Genomic DNA, 19,781 nt, shown 5'->3' with positions numbered 1-19,781 from the left:
ATCGGCTGATCTGGCGTGACGAACTTGCCGAACCGCGCATAGCCGGCCCCTCGCTAATGAATTAAAGTCGTGCCGGTCGAGCGCCCGCCCCGACACGCCCCTGCAGAAGAGCCAAGCGATGGACCACCGTGAAGCCATAGTCGCGTTGCGACACTTTCTTTCAACTCAGATTCTAGGCCAGGAACGGCTGATCGAGCGTCTGCTGATCGCCTTGCTGGCTGATGGCCACATGCTCGTCGAAGGCGCCCCGGGACTGGCTAAGACGAGGGCGATCAAAGAGCTTGCAGGTGGCCTCGAAGCGGAATTCCATCGCATCCAATTCACGCCGGACCTGCTCCCTGCCGACATCACCGGTACCGAGATCTACCGGCCGGAAACCGGCAGTTTCGTATTCCAGCAGGGCCCCATCTTTCACAACCTGGTGCTGGCGGACGAAATCAACCGAGCGCCTGCGAAGGTCCAGTCGGCGCTGCTCGAAGCCATGGCCGAGCGGCAGGTCAGCGTCGGCCGCAGCACCTACGATCTGTCACCACTCTTTCTGGTGATGGCCACACAGAATCCCATCGAACAGGAAGGCACCTATCCTCTGCCCGAAGCGCAGCTGGACCGCTTTTTGCTGCACGTTAAGTTGGGCTTTCCCGACGCATCGGTGGAACGACGCATCCTGCAACAGGCACGCGGTGAAGCAATCAATGGCGAAACCGCGCCCGAGCAGCGAGTATCTCAGCAGGCAATTTTTGCTGCGCGCAAGGAAATCCTTGGCCTGTACATGGCCGACGCGGTGGAGGAATACCTGGTGCAGCTGGTCATGGCGACGCGCACCCCCGCGAAGTTCGACGCAGAGCTGGCAGGCTGGATTGCTTACGGCTCCAGCCCGCGCGGCTCGATCTCGCTTGATCGCTGTGCCCGCGCCCATGCCTGGCTGGCTGGCCGGGACTTCGTCAGCCCTGAAGACATTCAGGCCGTGCTGTTCGATGTGTTGCGCCATCGCTTGATCCTGTCGTTCGAAGCGGAAGCAGCCGGTATCGATCAGGATCGCGTCCTGCAACGCATCCTTGACGTGGTCGCGGTGGCCTGATGCAGCCCTCGCGGTCCGCCGACGACAGGTCGGCGCCTACGAAGCCAGACAGTGGGATCCGGGTGAGCCTTGCCGAGCTGATCGACATGCGTCATCGCGTCCGTGAAGTGCCCTTGTTTACCAGCCCGCTTCGGCGCAGCCAGTTGGTCGGCCTGCACCACTCGAAGCTGCGCGGGCGAGGGGTAGATTTCGATCAGGTGCGCATCTACCAGGCCGGTGATGATGTCCGCACCATTGACTGGCGAGTCACTGCACGCACGCAGGAGCCGCATACCAAGCTGTTTCATGAAGAACGCGAACGACCCATCTATTTGCTCGTAGAACAGAGTCCACGGCTGTTCTTCGGAAGCGAGCGGGCCTTCAAATCAGTGCTGGTTGCCCAGGCCGCCAGCCTGGTGGGTTGGGCCGCGCTAAGTCACAACGACCGCGTCGGTGGGCTGGTATTCGGGCACGGCGAACAGCAAGAAATCAAACCCCGGCGCAGCAAGCAGAGCCTGCTGCAACTGTTGGACCGCCTGGCCCGCGCCAATGCCAGTCTTGAAGCCGACCAGGCCAACGACCCCGAGGCCTTTGGCCTGGCCCTCAGGCGTGCACGCGAAGTGCTGCGTCCGGGTAGCCTGGCGGTCATCATCTGTGACGAACGCGCCCTGAGCGATGCCGCGGAACAGCAGATGACCCTGCTTGCGCGGCATGTCGACCTGCTGCTGATCCCGGTCTGTGATCCACTCGATCATGCGTTGCCGGCAGCCGGGCTGTTGCGCTTTGCGCAGTTCGGCGCACGGCTGGAGCTGGACACCCATGACGCCACGCTGCGACGCACCTACCGATTGCAAGGCGAAGCGCGCAGCGCACGCTGGAAACGTCTGGCTGACCGTTTACGCCTGCCGTTAATGCCGCTGATTACCTCGCGTGAACTAGTCGAGCAGCTGCGCGAGCACCTCATCGGGCCGCATAAGGGCGCGCCCCGATGAACGCCCTCGAGCTTGAACCCCTCATTACCCCAGCGGCTGTAAGCTGGTGGCCGCTGGCGGTCGGCTGGTGGTTGCTCGCCGCCCTGCTGCTCAGCGTTGTTCTTCTGCTGAAATTCCGACCCTGGAAGCGACTCCAGCGCGGGAAGCGAGGCGATTTGACCCAACACGAACACCCCCTCGACCCTCAGCGCCAGATTGCACTGCTGGAACTTGCCCAGTTGGACAAGCCCTACAATGGCCAACCGGCCAGCCACTGGCTGCAGCAACTCAATGCGCTGCTCAAACGCCTGTGTCGGATACGCTATCCGGACGATCATCCACATACGTTGAGCGGGCGTGCCTGGCTGGCGTTTCTTGACAATCGGTGTCCGGCGGCCGGATTGACGCGCTGGATGGTGCTGGTTGAAGGCGCTTACCGCGCCGAGTGCCGGCTGGACGACAAGGCCATCCAAGACCTGGAGCAATCCGTGCAGATCTGGATTCGCAAGCATGTTTGAGCTGGCCTGGCCGTGGGTCTGGCTCCTGTTGCCACTGCCCTGGCTGTTGCGCTGGCTTTTGCCAGTATCGGAAAGCGGCGACGCGGCGCTGAAGGTTGGCTTTCTGGCCGAACTGGAAGCCCTTGCCGGCCGCCGCGCCGCCATCGCCCTGCCCGCCTGGCGACAACAGCTACCCTATCTGCTCATTTGGCTTCTGCTGCTGTTCGCGGCTGCGCGGCCGCAATGGCTTGGCGAACCGCTGCCGCTTCCCACCAATGGTCGCGACCTATTGCTCGCGGTCGACGTGTCCGGGTCCATGGGCTACCCGGACATGCAATGGCAAGGCGAAGAGGTCAGCCGGCTGGAACTGGTCAGGCACCTGCTCGGCGACTTCATTGCCGAGCGGCGCGGCGACCGCGTCGGGCTGATTCTCTTCGGCAGCAAGGCCTACCTGCAGGCTCCGCTGACCTTCGATCGACAAACGGTACGCACCTGGCTCGATGAGGCTGTGATCGGCATCGCCGGGAACAACACGGCCCTCGGCGATGCCATCGGCTTGGCCGTCAAACGCCTGCGCGACAGGCCAGCGAAAAGTCGCGTGCTGGTGCTGATTACCGACGGCGCAAATAACGGTGGCGAAGTCGACCCCTTGCTCGCGGCTCGCCTCGCCGCGGCGGCAGGCGTCAAGGTGCATACCATCGGCATCGGTGCGGAAGCGAGTGACAGCACGCTTAACCGCTTCGGTTTCAACCCCGGCGGCGATCTGGACGAAACGACCCTGCGCGCGATTGCCCATGAAACCGGCGGCGAGTATTTCCGAGCGCGTACGCATGACGAACTGGAAGCAGTCGGTACCACACTCGACCAACTCGAGCCTGCCGCGCAACAGCCGGCTCAGGCACGCGTGGCCACTGCGCTTTATGCCTGGCCACTGGCGGCCGCGCTGGTGTTCAGCTGGCTGTTGGTCGCGCGCAGCGTCTGGCCGCTGGCGCTGCGTCAGCTCGGCCGGCGGGGCACGCCATCATGAGCGAACTTCTGCCGCATTTGCTCAGACCGTTCTGGTTGATCCTATTGCCACTACCGATATGGCTGTGGTGGCGGCTATGGCATCGGCAACGCCAGACAGGCCGCTGGCAGCGGCTGTTGCCCGAAGCCTTTCATGGCATTCTGCTCACCCGCGGCAAACTGCGTGACAGCAAGCTCCCTTGGCTCCTGCTTGGCTCCGCCTGGCTGCTGGGCTGTCTGGCGCTGTTGGGGCCAAGCTGGCAACAGGTCGAGCAGCCCAGCCTGTCACGCACGGACCCGCTGGCGATCTTGCTGGAGACCACCCCGGCCATGCTGGCAACCGATGTGCGCCCAAGCCGGCTCGAGCAGGCCAAACGCAAGATCATCGATTTGCTCCAGACCCGTCAGGACGCGCAGACGGCGGTGGTGGTGTTCGCCGGCAGCGCTCACACCTTGGTGCCGCTGTCCAACGACATGGCCACCACGCAAAATCTTCTGGATGCATTGAAACCCGACCTTATGCCCGAACCCGGTTACCGCGCTGATCTGGCGGTGATGCAAGGTATCGAACTGCTCCAGCAGGGTGCCAACGGCCGCGGCCGCCTGCTGCTGATCGGCAGCAGCCTGGGCGTTCCGGAACGCACAGCAATCGAGCAACTGCTCGAAGACAGCGATCAGTCGCTGCTGCTGCTCGGCATCGGCACCGAACAGGGCGCCCCGATTCCCCGTGACGACGGCAGTTTTCTCAAAGATGATAAAGGCGCCATCATCATTCCCCGGCTGGACGAAACTGCCATGCGGCGTTTTGCCAGCCGTATCGGTGGCCGCTATCAGCAGGCTCGAGTCGATGATGCGGACCTGCGCAACCTCGGTTTGCTCGAACGCAACGGCAAGCTCGTGGCCCAAGACGAGACCACCCGTCTCGACACCTGGCATGACCAAGGCTACTGGCTGCTACTGCCCCTGTTGTTGCTTGCCGCCTGTGCCGGGCGCCGGGGCTGGCTTTTCTGCTTGCCACTCTTCCTGTTCGTCCCGCAACCCGCCAGCGCTCTAAGCTTTGACGACCTCTGGCTACGCCCCGATCAGCAGGGCATGCGCCTGCTGGAGTCTTCTCGCCCAGACGAAGCCGCGAAACACTTCAAGAATCACCAGTGGCAGGGCTATGCCCGCTACCAGGCCGGAGACTTTGCCGGCGCCGCCGAACAATTCAGCCAGGGCGACTCCGCAGCCGACCACTATAACCGCGGCAATGCCTTGGCACGCAATGATGAGCTGAAAGCCGCCATCGAGGCTTATGAGCAAGCCCTGGAACTGGACCCTGGCCTGGACGTTGCGCGGCGTAACAAAGCCGCAGTCGAAGAGGCCCTGCGCCAGCAACAGACTCAGGAAGAAGCCAATCCCGACGAGCCGACACCGCAAGAACAGGCACCTGCAACCGCGCAGCACAAGCAGCCGCGCGCAAGCAAAGGGCCAGCCGCATCGCCTGCCTCGACGGATCAAGCCACGACGCAGGCCCCGCCAAGCCAAGCGGGCGAGGTGTCGAGCGAAACACAGAACGAGGCCCCTACCGAGTCCAACTCAGAAGCGACCGATCAGCAGATCGCACAAGTCCAGCAAGTGCCCGTCGATCCCGAGCAGGATCAGGCAATGAACCAGTGGCTGCGCAAGATTCCGGACGATCCCGGCGAGCTGCTAAGGCGCAAGTTTCTTTATGAACAACGCAAACGGCAGGAACTGAATCGATGATGCGCTGGATGACATTGGTGTTTCTGCTCCTGCTGGGCCTGCAGACGAACGCGGCGACCTTGCTCGCTCGGGTCGACCGCACCGAATTGAGCCTGGACGAAACGGTCGAACTTACCCTGGAGACGGCCGACGGCACCGCCTTTGGCAAGCCTGACCTGCAGCTCCTCGACAGCCTTTTCAAGGTGTCCGGCACTCGCCAGAGCAACCAGCTTGCCAGCGTCAATGGCGAGGCGAAGGCGATAACCCAATGGCAGGTCACGCTCCAGCCCCTGCAGACCGGCTACGTCGTCATTCCCCCTCTGCATCTCGGCGATGCCCGTAGCGAACCCATCACCTTGCATGTCACCGAACCCAGCGCCGGAGATAGCGATCTTCTTGCGCCGATTTTCATCGACGCCAGCCTCGAGCAGGAAGTGGCCTATGTGCAGGCGCAGGTGCTGCTGACCCTGCGCATCTACCATTCCGTATCGCTCTACGACGACAGCACCCTGTCCCCGCTGCACATGAGCGACGCGCTGGTGGAGCGACTGGGCGAACCACGCACCTATGAAAAGGACATCAATGGGGTTCGCCACGGCGTGATCGAAATCCGCTACGCGCTGTTTCCGCAGAAGAGCGGCGAGCTGACGATCCCTGCACAGCTGTTCAGCGCCACCATGGTCGCACCAGCGACCGGTGATCAGTACGGCTCCAGGTTCGGGCGCTCGACCCAGGTGAAATCTCCCACCATTGCGTTGACGGTCAAAGCCAGGCCGGTTGAGTATCCCGCCGACGCCCCCTGGCTGCCTGCCCGAAGCCTGACGCTGGTCGAAGCCTGGAGTCCGGAGCCGGTGGATGCTCAACTGGGTGAAGCCCTGACCCGCAGCCTTTTGCTGAAAGCGGACGGATTGACCAGTAGCCAGCTGCCACCCATCGGCTCGACCGAGGTTCCAGGCCTGCGCAGCTACCCCGACCAGCCGACCCTGAACAACGAAATCAACGCCAACGGCGTCAACGGCAGTCGCGAGCAGCGCGAAGCCCTGGTCGCGACGCGCACCGGTGATTTCCAGCTCCCACCCGTTGAAGTGGTCTGGTGGAATACCCTTGACGATCGCCTGGAGCGCAGCACTCTGCCTGGACGGAACCTGCTGGTGGCCGACAACCCGAACCTTCAACAGCCCGCCATCGACACGCCAGAGGTGCCTGAACAGCGTCAAGCGCGGCGGCTGTGGCCCTGGCAGCTGAGCAGCGCCTTGCTGGCGCTGACCACCCTGCTCGGTTTTGGCCTGTGGCTGCATGCGCGTAGCCAGCCTGCGGTGATCCGCACCGTGCAGACCGGCCCGACCCCGCGCAGCCTGCTCGATGACCTGAAACGGGCCTGCCTGGCCAATGACACCCAGGCTACCCGCCAGGCACTTGATGCCTGGGCGCGTCAGCAGCCCGAGACGCTGGCCGATATGGCGGCGCGCTTCGAGCCGCTGTCCGACGCACTCGACGGGCTAAACGGTGCGCTGTACAGCGAGACCGGTCAACGCTGGCAAGGCGAAGCCTTGTGGCAGGCCATTCAGAGCCTGCCGGCAAGACAGGCTGGCGATGCAGAACGGGAAGCCAGCGCACTGCCGCCGTTGTATCCGCGCTGAATTGAGGGATTCCGGTTCGGGCTTACGACCAGACCATTCGCCGCTGCCGCTGGTTCAGCTTCGACTAGACGCGTCGTGCCCTGCGCTTGGCATGTGGCTTGCTACCAGAGTCGGGTATCCCGGCTCGCACGATCTGCTCCCGGATGGTGCGCACTTCGCATGGCAAAGGTTCCCCTCAGCATGACCGACCCCACCCCTTCGCTCCGCCCTGACGCCAAAGTCTGGGTCGCCGGCAGCGACGCGCCAGAAAAGCATGTCGTGAACCTCGGTTTCATGGCGTTGACCGATGCTGCATCACTGATCGTCGCCGCCACCCAGGGTTTTGCCCAGCCCTACGGCCTCACGCTCAACCTGCAACGGCAAAGCTCCTGGTCCAGCGTGCGAGACAAACTCGTTGAAGGCGAACTGGATGCCGCTCACGGCCTTTACGGGCTGATATACGCCGTGCATCTGGGTATAGGAGGCGGTGCACCGAAGGACATGGCCGTGCTGATGGGGCTGGCGCAAAACGGTCAGAGCATCAGCCTCTCCCGCGAGCTGAAGGCCGCCGGCGTGACCGATCCCGATGCGCTCGGCAAACGCGTGCGTCAGAATGGTGCAAAACTCACCCTCGCGCAGACATTCCCAACCGGTACTCATGCACTCTGGCTCTACTACTGGCTGGCCGCTTACGGCGTTCACCCGCTGGTCGATGTGCGCACGCTGGTGGTGCCGCCATCCCTGATGGTGGCTCATTTGCGGGCGCGTCGCATCGACGGCTTCTGCGCCGGCGAGCCCTGGGGGGCGCAGGCCATTGCAGAAGACATGGGCTTCACCATCGCGACCAGCCAATCGATCTGGCCGGACCATCCGGAAAAAGTGCTCGGCTGCACGCGCGAATTCGTCGATCAGTACCCCAATACCGCCCGTGCGCTGGTCATGGCCATCCTCGAGGCCAGCCGTTTCATCGACGAGAGCCAGGAAAACCGCCGCAGCACCGCACAGCTGATCGCCGGTAGCGACTATGTCGATGCGCCCGTTGCGGCCATCGAGCCGCGCTTTCTCGGTCAATATGAAGACGGCCTCGGCCATGCCTGGCTGGACAAGCACCCGCTGCGCTTCTTTGGCAACGGCGAAGTGAACATGCCCTACCACTCCGACGGCCTCTGGTTCATGACTCAGCTACGCCGTTGGGGCCTGCTGCGCGAAGATCCGGATTACCTCGCCGTGGCGCAAAGCGTGCAGCAGACCAGCCTCTACCGTGATGCGGCGAGCGCCTTGAACATCCCTGTACCCGACTCACCCATGCGCAACGCCATTCTCATGGACGGCAGTCGCTGGGATGGCAGCGATCCGGCGGGTTACGCCCGCAGCTTCGCGTTGCATGCACTGGCCGACACCGCACCGCACCGCAAGCCATGAAAAGGGAGACTGTCATGCTGCGCGTTCTCCTGATCGACGATACCCCGCGCAAGGTCGGCCGCTTGCGCAGTGCTCTGATCGAAGCCGGTTTCGAGGTGATAGAGGAATCCGGTCTGACCATCGACCTGCCCGAACGGGTCGAGGCGATTCGCCCGGATGTAGTGCTGATCGACACCGACTCCCCCGGCCGTGACGTGATGGAACAAGTGGTAATGGTCAGCCGTGACCAGCCCCGGCCCATCGTCATGTTCACCGACGACAACAACCCCAACGCCATGCGCCAGGCCATCCGCGCCGGCGTCAGCGCCTATATCGTCGAGGGCATCCAGGCCCAGCGTCTGAAACCGATCCTCGACGTGGCCATGGCCCGCTTCGAAAGCGATCAGGCGATCCGTGCACAACTGCACGCGCGCGACCAGCAACTGGTTGAACGCAAGCGCATTGAACTCGCCAAGGGCATGCTGATGAAGATGCGCAGCTGCAACGAGGAAGAGGCCTACACCCTGATGCGTCGCCAGGCCATGAGCCGCCAGCAAAAGCTGATTCAGGTGGCTGAACAGATCATTGCGATGAATGACCTGCTGGGGCAGTAAACGTGCAGCAACGTTTCGGCCCTCCTAGGGTCTGTTCCCGTTTCGTCGCAAGCCGCGTTGCTGCGCCAAATCCCGCCAGGCAAGGCGCGGGACGCAGGTAATGGTGGCTCCCTTGTCAAGTCCCGCAACGCCGCATGGCGAGATTTGCCGCGCAACCCGAAGGGCCGGGCCTGTTTTTGCGCGATGCGGCGTTTCTCATCGCTCATTTGGAGCGACCAAACTTCGCTCCTCGTGCCTTGCCTCGCGCAAAAAAACAGGCTCCGGCGCGGCCGCGCACGAAACGGGAACAGACCCTAGCATTAGCCTGGCCAAATGGCCGAAATGGATTCGGCCTTACACGATTATGTCGGGTGTCAGCCAAGGGCCCGGTGCCGGGGCTAGCCGATGCGTCCGTAGTAGCGGATTTGTTCGCTTCTCAAACCGCACTCGTCAGCGCAGGCTGGCAGGTGGTCAGGAATTCCTTAGTTGAGTGTCATGCTCCCGCCGTCTGACCAAGATGTCCGCTGCAATCAATGCAAGCAACGGCAAGACACCGACCTTGAGGCCCAGCTCCCATGATCCAAGGAACCCAATCAGTACCGCTCCTGCAACAACGATGGCAGCAATGCAGTGAGCGCAAAAGCGCCACAACTCCAGTGCAACGACCTGAGCATGCTGGTTGTTGGTCATAGTCAGCCCCTCTTTCTTGTTGTAATAAGCCTTGTACGGTTTCAGCGTAGCCAGCATAGCGGTTCCTGCAAACACATTTTTGTTTCAGGAATTTGTCTATCTCGCAGGTTCCAGCGCCTCTCTCCGCTCCCAGTGAGCGTAATCGCCAGCCATCTCCCGCGCGACGCGCCGAAACGACCGGCTTGCGAATCAGTCGCAACCCCCGGTTGTTCGACGAGCGGTCTTGATCCCGCCTGACCGTTGTACCCGCCGGGGCCTAGCCGGTGACGATTTGCTCGAGGGCACCCTGCAGGATATCGGTGGTCCGATCGACGTTTTTCAGCTTCTCGAGGCCAAACAGCCCCATGCGGAAGGTCTGAAAGTCCGCAGGCTCATCACACTGCAGCGGTACACCGGCGGCAATCTGCAGACCTTGCGCGGCAAATTTGCTGCCGTTCCTGATGCCAGCATCGTCGGTGTAACAGACCACCACGCCAGGCGCTTCGAACCCAGCGGCAGCCACGCTCTTGAAGCCCTTCTGCGCCAGCAATGATCGGACTCGCTGCCCGAGCTCCAACTGCTGCGCACGAACGGTTTCGAATCCGCAGTCCCGAGTTTCCAGCATGGCATCGCGAAAGCGCGCCAAGGCGTCGCTTGGCATGGTGGCGTGATAGGCGTGACCGCCCTGCTCGTAGGCCTGCATGATCTGCAGCCATTTCTTCAGGTCACAGGCGAAGCTGCTGCTCTGAGTCGCCTCAATGCGTGCCTGGGCAGCCTCGCTGAGCATCACCAGTGCGCAGCACGGTGAAGCGCTCCAGCCTTTTTGAGGCGCGCTGATCAGCACATCCACACCGCTCGCCTGCATATCAACCCAGAGCGCACCGGAGGCAATGCAATCGAGTACGAACAGGCCACCCACCGCATGCACGGCGTCGCCGATTGCGCACAGATACTCATCCGGCAGGATGATCCCGGACGAGGTTTCCACATGGGGAGCAAATACCAGGTCCGGCTTGGTGGCGGAAATGCTGGCGACCACTTCATCTATAGGCGGCGGCGCAAACGCAGCTTGCGCAGCCTGCTCCAGTGGTCGCGCCTTGAGCACGGTGGACTGCGCCGGAATCCGGCCCATGTCGAATATCTGCGTCCATCGATAGCTGAACCAGCCGTTGCGAATCACCAGGCAGTTGCGGTCGTGGGCCAGCTGGCGCGCCACCGCTTCCATTCCGAAGGTGCCGCTGCCCGGCACCACTACGACCGAGTAGGCGTTGTAGACAGATTTCAGCGTGCTGGAGATGTCGTTCATCACGCGCTGGAACGACCGGGACATGTGGTTCAGCGATCGGTCCGTGTAGACGACCGAGTATTCGATCAGTCCATCGGGATCAACGCGAGGGTATAGCTCCGACATGGAATGACTCCGCAGATAGAGGCCTGGCTTTGACCCTGCCCGAAGCTTGAGCGCTTTACAACAACCAAAGCGTCCTCCCGGCTCGGGCGCCTGACAGCGAAACGCTTCGAACCCAGTGCCGCTTACAGGCAGTTGCCGTTGCCCTGACACCTCGGCTCAGCCGGTAATCGAAAAGCAGATAGTTCAAAACATACCTAACCGTTTATCGGATTGCTTCCCTGACTAGAAGGAAGACAGCCTTAACGGTCAATTCAAAATAATGACGCCATCTTCCCTGCAACCCTTGGGATCAGGGGGCTGCAGACCGGCCCGCATCGACAAAAAAAGCGCAGCGAATTCATATCAGACTGCCATTAACCGCCTAAATCGTCTATTTATTGGCGCCAATGTACAGTCTATAAATGTTTGAGCGATCTGAAAAATAAATTATAACTGCGCAAACGAAACGGGAGCGCTCGCAGCCCCGGTCGTTTTACCGATTGGTTCGTTCGGTTTGTGGGATACCGCCTGCCTTTGCAGCGCCGCTGATTGATCAACCTCCCCTTGTCGCTACACCGAAACCTGTCTCGGTGTTCATGATCACGGTGAGCCGATGTTTACCTCTTTTTCCCCGAAGGCCAGCAAATGCCTCATACCTGCAATGGCCCTGTCCTCGCTGTTGGGCTTTTTCGCTGTAGGCGACGCTTGCGCTGCTGATGCCGTGAATACGAGCGTGTCGAGCATGTCTTACTCGGCATTGGTCAATAAGTTCACCAACAGCTACTGGCAGAACGGCTCCTGGCGTGCCTCGGCGGGCGTTTCGGTCGCCGCGACTCAACAGAACATGACAGCGTTTCGAGTCGGCACCCCGGTGCGTACGGCAGATGGGCAGATTCGTACGGTCACCGCGCTCAAACCGGCCAGCGGCGCCCTGACGGTATTCATGAATGGTCCGGTGCTCGACGGCAATCTGGTCGGTTATCCCAACCGGCTCCGCGTGAGCACCGTGGCGAGCACGCTACCCATGCCAGCCGAACCGAGCCCCGTGCCGGTTTCCTCGCCGAGCCATGCGGCGCTGATCAACAAGTTCACCAACAGCTACTGGCAGAACGGCTCCTGGCGTGCCTCGGCGGGCGTTTCGGTCGCTGCGACCGAACAGAACAAGGCGGCCTTCGCAGTGGGCGCATCGGTACGCACGGCCGACGGTCAGGTGCGCACCATTACCTCGGTAAAACCCGCCAGCGGCGCCCTTACGGTGTTCATGGATGGCCCCGTGCTCGATGGCAATCGCATTGGCTATCCGAACAAACTCAGCCTGGTAGCGGCTCCGGTCATCCTGCCTGCGGCGTCTTCGGCACCGATTGCGGAGGTCACGCTGCCGGCAATCGAGCCGGTACAACTTGTCGGTGTTGCGCTGTCGGGCGCCGCCTTCGGTCCTTCGGTCTTGCCGGGTAAACACGGGACCAATTACATCTACCCAGCCGAGTCCTACTACAAGAAATACGCCGAGCAGGGTTTGAAGCTGGTGCGTCTGCCCTTTCTCTGGGAGCGCATTCAACCGAAGCTGGACACCGAGCTCGACACGGCGCAACTGGCACTGCTCACCCAATCGCTCGACTTTGCCCACAAGCATGGCGTGAAGGTCGTGCTGGACATGCATAACTACTATCGTTACTACCGCCAGCCGATAGGTTCCGAAACGGTATCGATCCAGTCGTTCGCCAATACCTGGAAGCGTATCGCGCTGAAAGTCGGCAAACATCCGGCACTCAGCGGCTACGGTCTGATGAACGAGCCGAACACCAAAGGGCTCTGGCCGCAAGCTGCGCTGGCAGCTGCCAAGGAAATTCGCAAGGTCGACCGGACCAACTGGATCTACGTTGCCGGTGATCGGTTCTCCAGTGCCTGGCACTGGCCGCAATCGAACACCCAGCTCATCGCCGATCCGTGGATGCGCGACCCGCACAATAACCTGATCTTCGAAGCCCACATGTACCTCGACCGGGATACGTCGGGGATGTATGTGGACAAGACCGAAACCTTCGCAGCGGAGCTCGGCATCAATCGCGCCAAACCCTTCGTGGACTGGCTGAGGACCAACAAGCTGCGTGGCTTCATCGGCGAGATCGGCGTGCCGAACTATGCGCCCGATGCGATCGTCGCAATGGATAACCTGCTCGGCTATCTGCGCGAGAATTGCGTTCCGCTGACCTATTGGGCCGGTGGTCCATGGTGGGGCAACTACATTCTTGCACTCGACGTGGCGGGCGGCGCGGAGCAGCCCCAGCTAGCGGTGCTGAGAAAGCATGCCGCGACTCCGAACACCTGCGCAGCCATTGGCGAACCGCTGTAACCTCGACCGGCAGCCACTCCAGCGAAGGCCTGACACGTTTTGCGTGTCAGGCCTTTTTTGTTGGTTCTCATTGCTCAGCGGGCCCGCAGGAAGCCGACGCCCTCTCCGTATCTCTTCATCACAAAACAAGCGGAACCAATCAAGGCGTAGACGGGACGAATTCGTTATACCTGCTTTCTGCTGCCCGAACGGCCGATATGACGTCGCGCCGAACAGCACCGAGGATCGGTCATGACGGAAGGGATCTTGTTGGCAGCGACTGGACTGCTGGTCGTGCTGACGTTTCTACCACTGTGGAAGAACCCTGCCTGGTGGGTACGCGGACTGGATTTTCCCCGTTTGCAACTGTGCCTGCTCGCCTTCGCATTGCTATTGGCCCAGGCGCTGTTGCTGCCCTATTCCAATCCGCTTCAGATTTTGATCAGTGCCCTGGCGATTCTCTGCCTCGCCTACCAGGCCTGGTGGATCATTCCCTACACCCGTCTGTGGCGTCCCGAGGTAAAGACCGCTGTCCCCGACCGCGAAAAACCCCGCATACGCGTCATGGCGGCCAACGTCCTGAGGCCGAACCGTCAAACCGACAAGCTCAAGGCGCTGGTCCGGCAACACCGCCCCGATATCTTGGTGACGCTCGAAACTGATCAATGGTGGGAAGATCAACTCGAGGAACTGAGCGATGAATACCCTTATTCCAGCCGGTGTCCACTGGACAATCTCTATGGCATGCATGTCTGGTCCCGGTTGCCGCTGGAGAATGCCGAAACCTGCTTTCTGGTCGAAGACGATGTGCCCTCCATGCACGCCAAGGTCCGGCTGAACGATAGGCTGGCGATCCGCATGCACTTTCTGCACCCCGCTCCACCAAGCCCAACGGAAAACGACGAGTCCACCGAGCGCGACGTCGAGTTGCTGGTTGTCGCCAAAAGTGTGCGGGACGACCTGCATGACACCCCGGTCATCGTCACCGGAGATCTCAATGATGTCGCCTGGTCCGCCAATACGCGGCTGTTTCGCAAGATCAGCGGATTGCTGGACCCACGCGTCGGTCGCGGTATGGTCAACAGCTTCCACGCTCAGCACTGGTTTCTCCGCTGGCCGCTGGATCACTTGTTTCATAGCCATCACTTCCAGCTGATACGCATCCAACGCCTGCCCGAGTTCGGTTCCGACCATTTTCCGGTACTGGTCGAATTGCAATATGACCCGGCGCCCGAACAACAGAGCCTGCAGGGCGACGCAGAAGACGAAGATGAAGCGGAGGAAACGATCCGCAAGGAAGGGGTCAGCGAGTCCGACGTGCCGGAGCCGGAAAAACACTGAACCCAGCGACGCCTGTATTGGCCTTGAGCAGCGCCCAGAGGACCGATCCGGCATCCGTGGAGGCGCGGTCGGGCGCTTTCCGATCTCGTAGACCCGACTGAACTGCGTCGCCAGACGCATTGTTTCTTGAAGTCCAGCGCCAGCAATCATTGGCGAGGCGTCATCTGCCCGATGCGCCGGATCAACGCACAGCGAGGGTCTACGCTGAGAAGATACAGATGGATGAGCCGCACGGGCTTGTCTATTGGTGGGAGATGGCAGATCGCAGATTGCTGCGTAGCCGCCGAGGTATCCCGCCTACCCCACCACGGAGGACAGCCACATGGTCACCAGCACTCTCGGCATCACGCTCGACGAGGCAATCCGCGATCGGCTCGAAGACGCAGCCCGACGGATCGAGCGTCCGCCACAGTGGGTGATCGAGCAGGCACTGCTCCGCTACCTCGAGCATGTCGAACGCGACACGAGTCAGCCCGGGGCCGAGGCGTTATCGCACGCCAGTGAGGATCAAACGGCCGATCCCGCACCTGACAGCCAGCCGTTTATCGAGTTTGCCCGGAGCATCTTGCCGCAGTCGGTGCTCCGCGCAGCCATCACCGCTGCCTATCGCCGTCCTGAGCCGGAGGCGTTGCCGATGCTGTTGGAGCAGGCGCGGCTGTCGCCGGAAAAGGCCGAAGCGACCCAGCGACTCGCGCTGCGCATCGCCGAGAAGCTGCGCAACCAGAAAAGCGCCGGTGGACGACAAGGCCTGGTGCAGGGGTTGCTACAGGAATTCTCCTTGTCATCCCAGGAAGGCGTGGCCTTGATGTGCCTGGCTGAGGCCTTGCTGAGAGTGCCGGACAGGGCCACTCGGGATGCGTTGATCCGCGACAAGATCAGTACCGGCAACTGGCAACCGCACCTGGGCAACAGCCAGTCGGTGTTCGTGAACGCCGCCACCTGGGGTTTGATGCTCACCGGCCGGCTGGTCGCCACGCATAACGAAACCGGCCTTTCAGCATCACTGAACCGCCTGATCGGCAAAGGTGGCGAGCCGCTCATCCGCAAGGGCGTGGACATGGCGATGCGGTTGATGGGCGAGCAGTTCGTCACCGGCGAAACCATCAACGAAGCGCTGACCAAGGCCCAAACCATGGAAGCCAAAGGGTTCCGCTATTCCTACGACATGCTTGGCGAAGCTGCGCTGACCGCCGCAGATGCGCGGCGCTATCTGGCCTCGTACGAACAGGCGATCCATTCCATCGGCATGGCTTCGCGCGGTCGTGGCATTTATGAGGGCCCGGGCATCTCGATCAAACTGTCGGCACTGCACCCGCGCTACAGCCGTGCGCAGTACGACCGGGTGATGGATGAGCTCTACCCTGTGCTGGTGTCATTGACTGAACTGGCGCGGCGCCATGACATTGGCATCAACATCGATGCCGAGGAAGCGGATCGCCTCGAATTGTCCCTGGAACTGCTCGAACGGCTTTGCTTCGAGCCGTCATTGGCCGACTGGAACGGCATCGGTTTCGTCATCCAGGCTTACCAGAAGCGCTGCCCCTACACCGTGGATTTCCTGATCGACCTGGCCAAGCGCAGCCACCATCGGTTGATGATCCGCCTGGTCAAGGGTGCCTACTGGGACAGCGAGATCAAGCTGGCGCAGCTCAATGGCCTTGAGGGATATCCGGTCTATACGCGCAAGGCCTATACCGACGTGTCGTTCATTGCTTGCGCGCGCAAGCTGCTTGCCGCGCCCGAAGCCCTCTATCCGCAATTCGCCACACACAATGCGCATACCCTGGCCGCGGTTTATCACCTGGCCGGGCAGAACTACTACCCCGGTCAATATGAATTCCAGTGCCTGCACGGCATGGGCGAGCCGCTCTACGAGCAGGTCGTGGGCAAGGAGAACGGAGGTCTCAACCGGCCTTGCCGCATCTATGCACCCGTTGGCAGCCACGAAACCCTGTTGGCCTATCTGGTCCGCCGGCTGCTGGAAAATGGCGCCAATACCTCCTTCGTCAACCGCATCGCAGACACGAGCATCTCGCTCGAAGCGTTGGTCGCAGACCCGGTGACGACGGTTGAACAGATGTTCGCCTCGGAAGGCACACTCGGCCTGCCGCACCCACGGATTCCGTTGCCCCAGCACCTGTATGGGCCAGGTCGGCTCAACGCCTGCGGCCTTGATCTGTCCAACGAGCAACGGCTGGCCTCGCTTTCGTCCGCCTTGCTTGCCGGCGCACGCCAACGCCTGACTGCGGCTCCAGTACTCGGCTGTGACGCCGTTTCGACGAATCCCTCCGTGCCCTTGCTCAACCCGGCTGATCATCGGGATACGGTCGGTCACGTGCAGGAAGCCAGCGAAGCGGATGTCGACAATGCCCTGCGCTGTGCCCTCGACAGCGCCAGCACCTGGAGGAGCACCCCACCCGCAGAGCGCGCCGCTGCATTAGCAAAGGCCGCGGATTTGATGGAACAGCGCATGCAACAGCTGCTGGGGGTACTTATCCGCGAAGCGGGTAAGTCCTACGCCAACGCCATTGCAGAAGTGCGCGAAGCCGTCGATTTCCTGCGTTTCTACGGCGCTGAAGTGCGCGACAACTTCCACAACGACACCCATGTGCCACTCGGCCCTGTGGTCTGCATCAGCCCGTGGAACTTCCCGCTTGCAATCTTCACTGGCCAAGTCTGCGCCGCGCTGGGCGCGGGCAATACCGTACTGGCCAAGCCGGCGGAGCAAACACCCTTGATTGCCATGCTGGGCGTGCAGATCTTGCATGAAGCTGGCATTCCCAAGGGCGCCCTGCAACTGCTGCCAGGGCGCGGCGAAACCGTCGGTGCCCGGCTGGTCGCTGACGAACGTATCCGCGGCGTGATGTTCACCGGTTCCACAGCTGTTGCCTCGATCTTGCAACGCAGCATCGCCGGACGTCTGGACGAGCGCGGGCGTAGCATTCCGTTGATTGCCGAAACCGGCGGTCAGAACGCGATGATCGTTGACTCCTCGGCATTGGCCGAACAAGTCGTCATGGACGTGATGGCGTCGGCCTTCGACAGTGCCGGTCAACGCTGCTCCGCCCTGCGGGTGTTTTGCATACAGCAAGATGTCGCTGAACGAGTCATCGGCATGCTCAAGGGCGCCATGGCCGAAGCACGCATGGGTAACCCGCAGCGCCTGTCAGTGGATGTAGGCCCGGTCATCGATAGTGAAGCGCGCGACACCATCGAGCGCCACTTGCAGGCCATGCGCGACAAAGGGCGACGCGTCCATCAGCTGGCCCGTATCGACGAGAAGGAATGCGCCCATGGCACCTTCGTGACACCCACGCTGATCGAACTCGAACGCCTTGACGAGCTGCAGCAGGAAGTCTTCGGCCCGGTGCTGCACGTCTTGCGCTATCGCCGCACGGAGATGGACCAACTTCTGGACCAGATCAACGCGGCGGGCTACGGATTGACCTTGGGTGTGCATACCCGCATCGATGAAACCATCGCCAAGGTGATCGACCGAGCCAAGGTCGGCAACCTCTACGTCAATCGCAACATTGTTGGCGCAGTAGTAGGGGTGCAGCCGTTCGGCGGTGAAGGCCTTTCCGGTACCGGACCCAAGGCCGGCGGCCCGCTGTATCTGTATCGCCTGCTATCGGAGCGGCCCCACGACGCGCTGTTGCGCGCACTGAATTTCGGCGGTACGCAGACGCTGCCCGAGGTGCGTCGCGCCCCCGCCCAGGCCGACGCCGCCCGGCAGTTCCAGGACTGGGCTCGGCAAACCGGCCGGGAAGCAATCGCGGCCCTCTGTGAGCGCTACGCCAACCAATCCCAGAGCGGCACCACTCGCCTGCTCAACGGCCCAACCGGTGAACGCAACAGTTACAGCCTACTGCCACGCGAGCAGGTGCTGTGTCTGGCGGACGACGAAGGCGACCTGATGATCCAGCTGGCGGCGGTATTGGCCGTTGGCAGCCAGGCCGTGCTAGCGGATGTCCCAGCGGCGCGAGCGCTTCACGCCTCGCTCCCTCAGGCGGTCCGGGCCAGGATCACCTTGACCTCGGACTGGACCTGCGACGCGACGCGTTTCGATGTCGTGCTGTACCACGGCGGCCCCGACCAGTTGCTCGCCGTCAGCCAGCGGCTATCGCAACGCAGCGGTCCGATTGTCGGTGTACAGGGATTGGCCAGCGGCGCTACCGACATCCCGCTGGAGCGGCTGTTGATCGAGCGCGCGTTGAGCATCAACACCGCTGCGGCCGGCGGCAATGCGAGTCTGATGAGCATCGGCTGACCGACACAGCTTATCGCCTGTACCGGCCCCGCCGGTTTTTGCACGCGGTTGGGTCGTCTGATTTCGACCAAGGCAATGGGTCCGCCAGCATTCGCGCAGAGCCGGTTCGAACCGCCAGGCGACAAGCCCAGTGAAATCGACGTCAACATTTACTATAAAGCCGAAAGCGAGCCAATCAGCCTGTCGATCGGCCAGCTCATGGGAGCTTTGCGCTTGGCGCAACCTTGTTGGCGGCGTACGCAGCGCTTCTGATGCATCCTGCCGGCGGCTACGCTACCAATGGTCGGGAGGGCAATGAACCGGAGCCAAAATCCCGCTGTCCAGACAAAAGCGTCTGGATCGGGCAAACAAACGATTTGTCGCCGCGCACCGGATATTTATGGAAAAGAGGAACTTTGCCGCAGGCGGCAGAGCGAGACGCTGCTTATACTGACCACCCATTCCAATCTGGAGCCACACCCGTGAATAAAGCCGAGTTGATTGAAGCGATCGCCGCCTCCGCCGATGTACCGAAGAGCACCGCCACCCGCGTGCTGGATGCCTTCACCGAAAGCGTGACCAACACCCTGCAGAACGGCGACAGCGTGACGCTGGTCGGCTTCGGCACCTTTGCCGTCAAAGAGCGTGCGGCCCGTGATGGTCGCAATCCGCAGACTGGCGCAACGATCAAGATCTGCGCAGCAAAGCTGCCAGGCTTCAAGCCAGGCAAGTCGCTGAAGGACGCAGTGAACTAAGTCACTGTCTCCCAGGAAACCGGGCCGCTGACGTCCTTACGGACGCAGCGCCTGCTCGGACCTCGCTCAGCTGGTTTATCCCCGCCTGTTTCCAGCCTGCCCTATACTGGAGCCGCCAGCTGACGTCCCAAAAGGGAGCATGGAACGCTCGGCTTGCACTGTTAAAGCGCGCCAGCG

15 protein-coding genes are annotated in these 19,781 nt (G+C 61.9%); 12 read left to right on the top strand and 3 right to left on the bottom strand.

The genetic code is table 11. The features are described from left to right. Positions 1-118 precede the first annotated feature (118 nt). The 8 genes from NA637_RS08630 (at position 119) to NA637_RS08595 (ending at position 8,889) form a co-directional block, all read left to right on the top strand. Positions 119-1,078: an AAA family ATPase gene (locus NA637_RS08630; protein ID WP_256071879.1), complete on the top strand. Its 960-nt coding sequence runs from the start codon at positions 119-121 to the stop codon at positions 1,076-1,078. Next, positions 1,078-2,049: a DUF58 domain-containing protein gene (locus NA637_RS08625; RefSeq protein WP_256071878.1), complete on the top strand. Its 972-nt coding sequence runs from the start codon at positions 1,078-1,080 to the stop codon at positions 2,047-2,049. Before NA637_RS08630 ends, NA637_RS08625 begins: the two co-directional genes overlap by 1 nt. Further along, complete coding sequence (locus NA637_RS08620; protein ID WP_256071877.1) at positions 2,046-2,546, top strand: DUF4381 domain-containing protein; 501 nt, start codon at positions 2,046-2,048, stop codon at positions 2,544-2,546. The genes NA637_RS08625 and NA637_RS08620 overlap by 4 nt, the downstream gene beginning before the upstream one ends. Next, the gene (locus NA637_RS08615; RefSeq protein ID WP_256071876.1) at positions 2,539-3,552 is read left to right on the top strand and encodes a VWA domain-containing protein; all 1,014 of its coding nucleotides are present in this window, start codon (positions 2,539-2,541) and stop codon (positions 3,550-3,552) included. The genes NA637_RS08620 and NA637_RS08615 overlap by 8 nt, the downstream gene beginning before the upstream one ends. Next, positions 3,549-5,276 (top strand): VWA domain-containing protein, encoded by a 1,728-nt coding sequence (locus tag NA637_RS08610; protein ID WP_256071875.1) that lies wholly within the window; start codon positions 3,549-3,551, stop codon positions 5,274-5,276. Before NA637_RS08615 ends, NA637_RS08610 begins: the two co-directional genes overlap by 4 nt. Further along, positions 5,273-6,895, top strand: coding sequence for a BatD family protein (locus tag NA637_RS08605; RefSeq protein ID WP_256071874.1), 1,623 nt, complete (start codon positions 5,273-5,275; stop codon positions 6,893-6,895). Before NA637_RS08610 ends, NA637_RS08605 begins: the two co-directional genes overlap by 4 nt. A 180-nt stretch (positions 6,896-7,075) precedes the next feature. Beyond that, positions 7,076-8,296 (top strand): CmpA/NrtA family ABC transporter substrate-binding protein, encoded by a 1,221-nt coding sequence (locus NA637_RS08600; RefSeq protein WP_256071873.1) that lies wholly within the window; start codon positions 7,076-7,078, stop codon positions 8,294-8,296. A gap of 14 nt (positions 8,297-8,310) precedes the next feature. Then, complete coding sequence (locus NA637_RS08595) at positions 8,311-8,889, top strand: ANTAR domain-containing response regulator (RefSeq protein WP_045426206.1); 579 nt, start codon at positions 8,311-8,313, stop codon at positions 8,887-8,889. 450 nt (positions 8,890-9,339) lie between these two features. Here the strand turns inward: NA637_RS08595 and NA637_RS08590 are convergent, their stop codons facing one another. The 3 genes from NA637_RS08590 to NA637_RS08580 all read right to left on the bottom strand — a co-directional run bounded on the left by NA637_RS08590 (position 9,340) and on the right by NA637_RS08580 (position 11,671). Beyond that, positions 9,340-9,615, bottom strand: a complete 276-nt coding sequence (locus NA637_RS08590; RefSeq protein ID WP_256071872.1) for a hypothetical protein — start codon at positions 9,613-9,615, stop codon at positions 9,340-9,342. Positions 9,616-9,814: 199 nt separating this feature from the next. Continuing rightward, positions 9,815-10,948 (bottom strand): aminotransferase class V-fold PLP-dependent enzyme, encoded by a 1,134-nt coding sequence (locus NA637_RS08585; protein WP_256071871.1) that lies wholly within the window; start codon positions 10,946-10,948, stop codon positions 9,815-9,817. A gap of 579 nt (positions 10,949-11,527) precedes the next feature. Beyond that, entirely contained in the window at positions 11,528-11,671 is a 144-nt protein-coding gene (locus tag NA637_RS08580) for a hypothetical protein (RefSeq protein WP_256071870.1), read from the bottom strand. On the opposite strand from NA637_RS08580, the gene NA637_RS08575 reads away from it, so the two are divergent. The 4 genes from NA637_RS08575 to NA637_RS08560 all read left to right on the top strand — a co-directional run bounded on the left by NA637_RS08575 (position 11,670) and on the right by NA637_RS08560 (position 19,604). Then, a complete protein-coding gene (locus NA637_RS08575) occupies positions 11,670-13,280 on the top strand; it encodes a glycoside hydrolase family 5 protein (protein WP_256071869.1) in 1,611 nt (536 codons plus the stop codon). The genes NA637_RS08580 and NA637_RS08575 overlap by 2 nt on opposite strands. Before the next feature lie 231 nt (positions 13,281-13,511). Next, on the top strand, positions 13,512-14,600 hold the full coding sequence (locus tag NA637_RS08570) for an endonuclease/exonuclease/phosphatase family protein (protein ID WP_256071868.1): 1,089 nt from the start codon (positions 13,512-13,514) through the stop codon (positions 14,598-14,600). Positions 14,601-14,922: 322 nt separating this feature from the next. Further along, on the top strand, positions 14,923-18,870 hold the full coding sequence (gene putA, locus NA637_RS08565) for a trifunctional transcriptional regulator/proline dehydrogenase/L-glutamate gamma-semialdehyde dehydrogenase (RefSeq protein ID WP_256071867.1): 3,948 nt from the start codon (positions 14,923-14,925) through the stop codon (positions 18,868-18,870). A 461-nt stretch (positions 18,871-19,331) separates the two neighbouring features. Beyond that, entirely contained in the window at positions 19,332-19,604 is a 273-nt protein-coding gene (locus tag NA637_RS08560; protein ID WP_256071895.1) for an HU family DNA-binding protein, read from the top strand. The last annotated feature ends 177 nt before the right edge of the window (positions 19,605-19,781 follow it).

This window comes from Stutzerimonas stutzeri, from assembly GCF_024448935.1.
In the GTDB taxonomy this organism is placed as follows: Bacteria; Pseudomonadota; Gammaproteobacteria; order Pseudomonadales; family Pseudomonadaceae; genus Stutzerimonas; species Stutzerimonas stutzeri_AO.
This window is presented reverse-complemented; position numbering and strand designations above follow the sequence as displayed.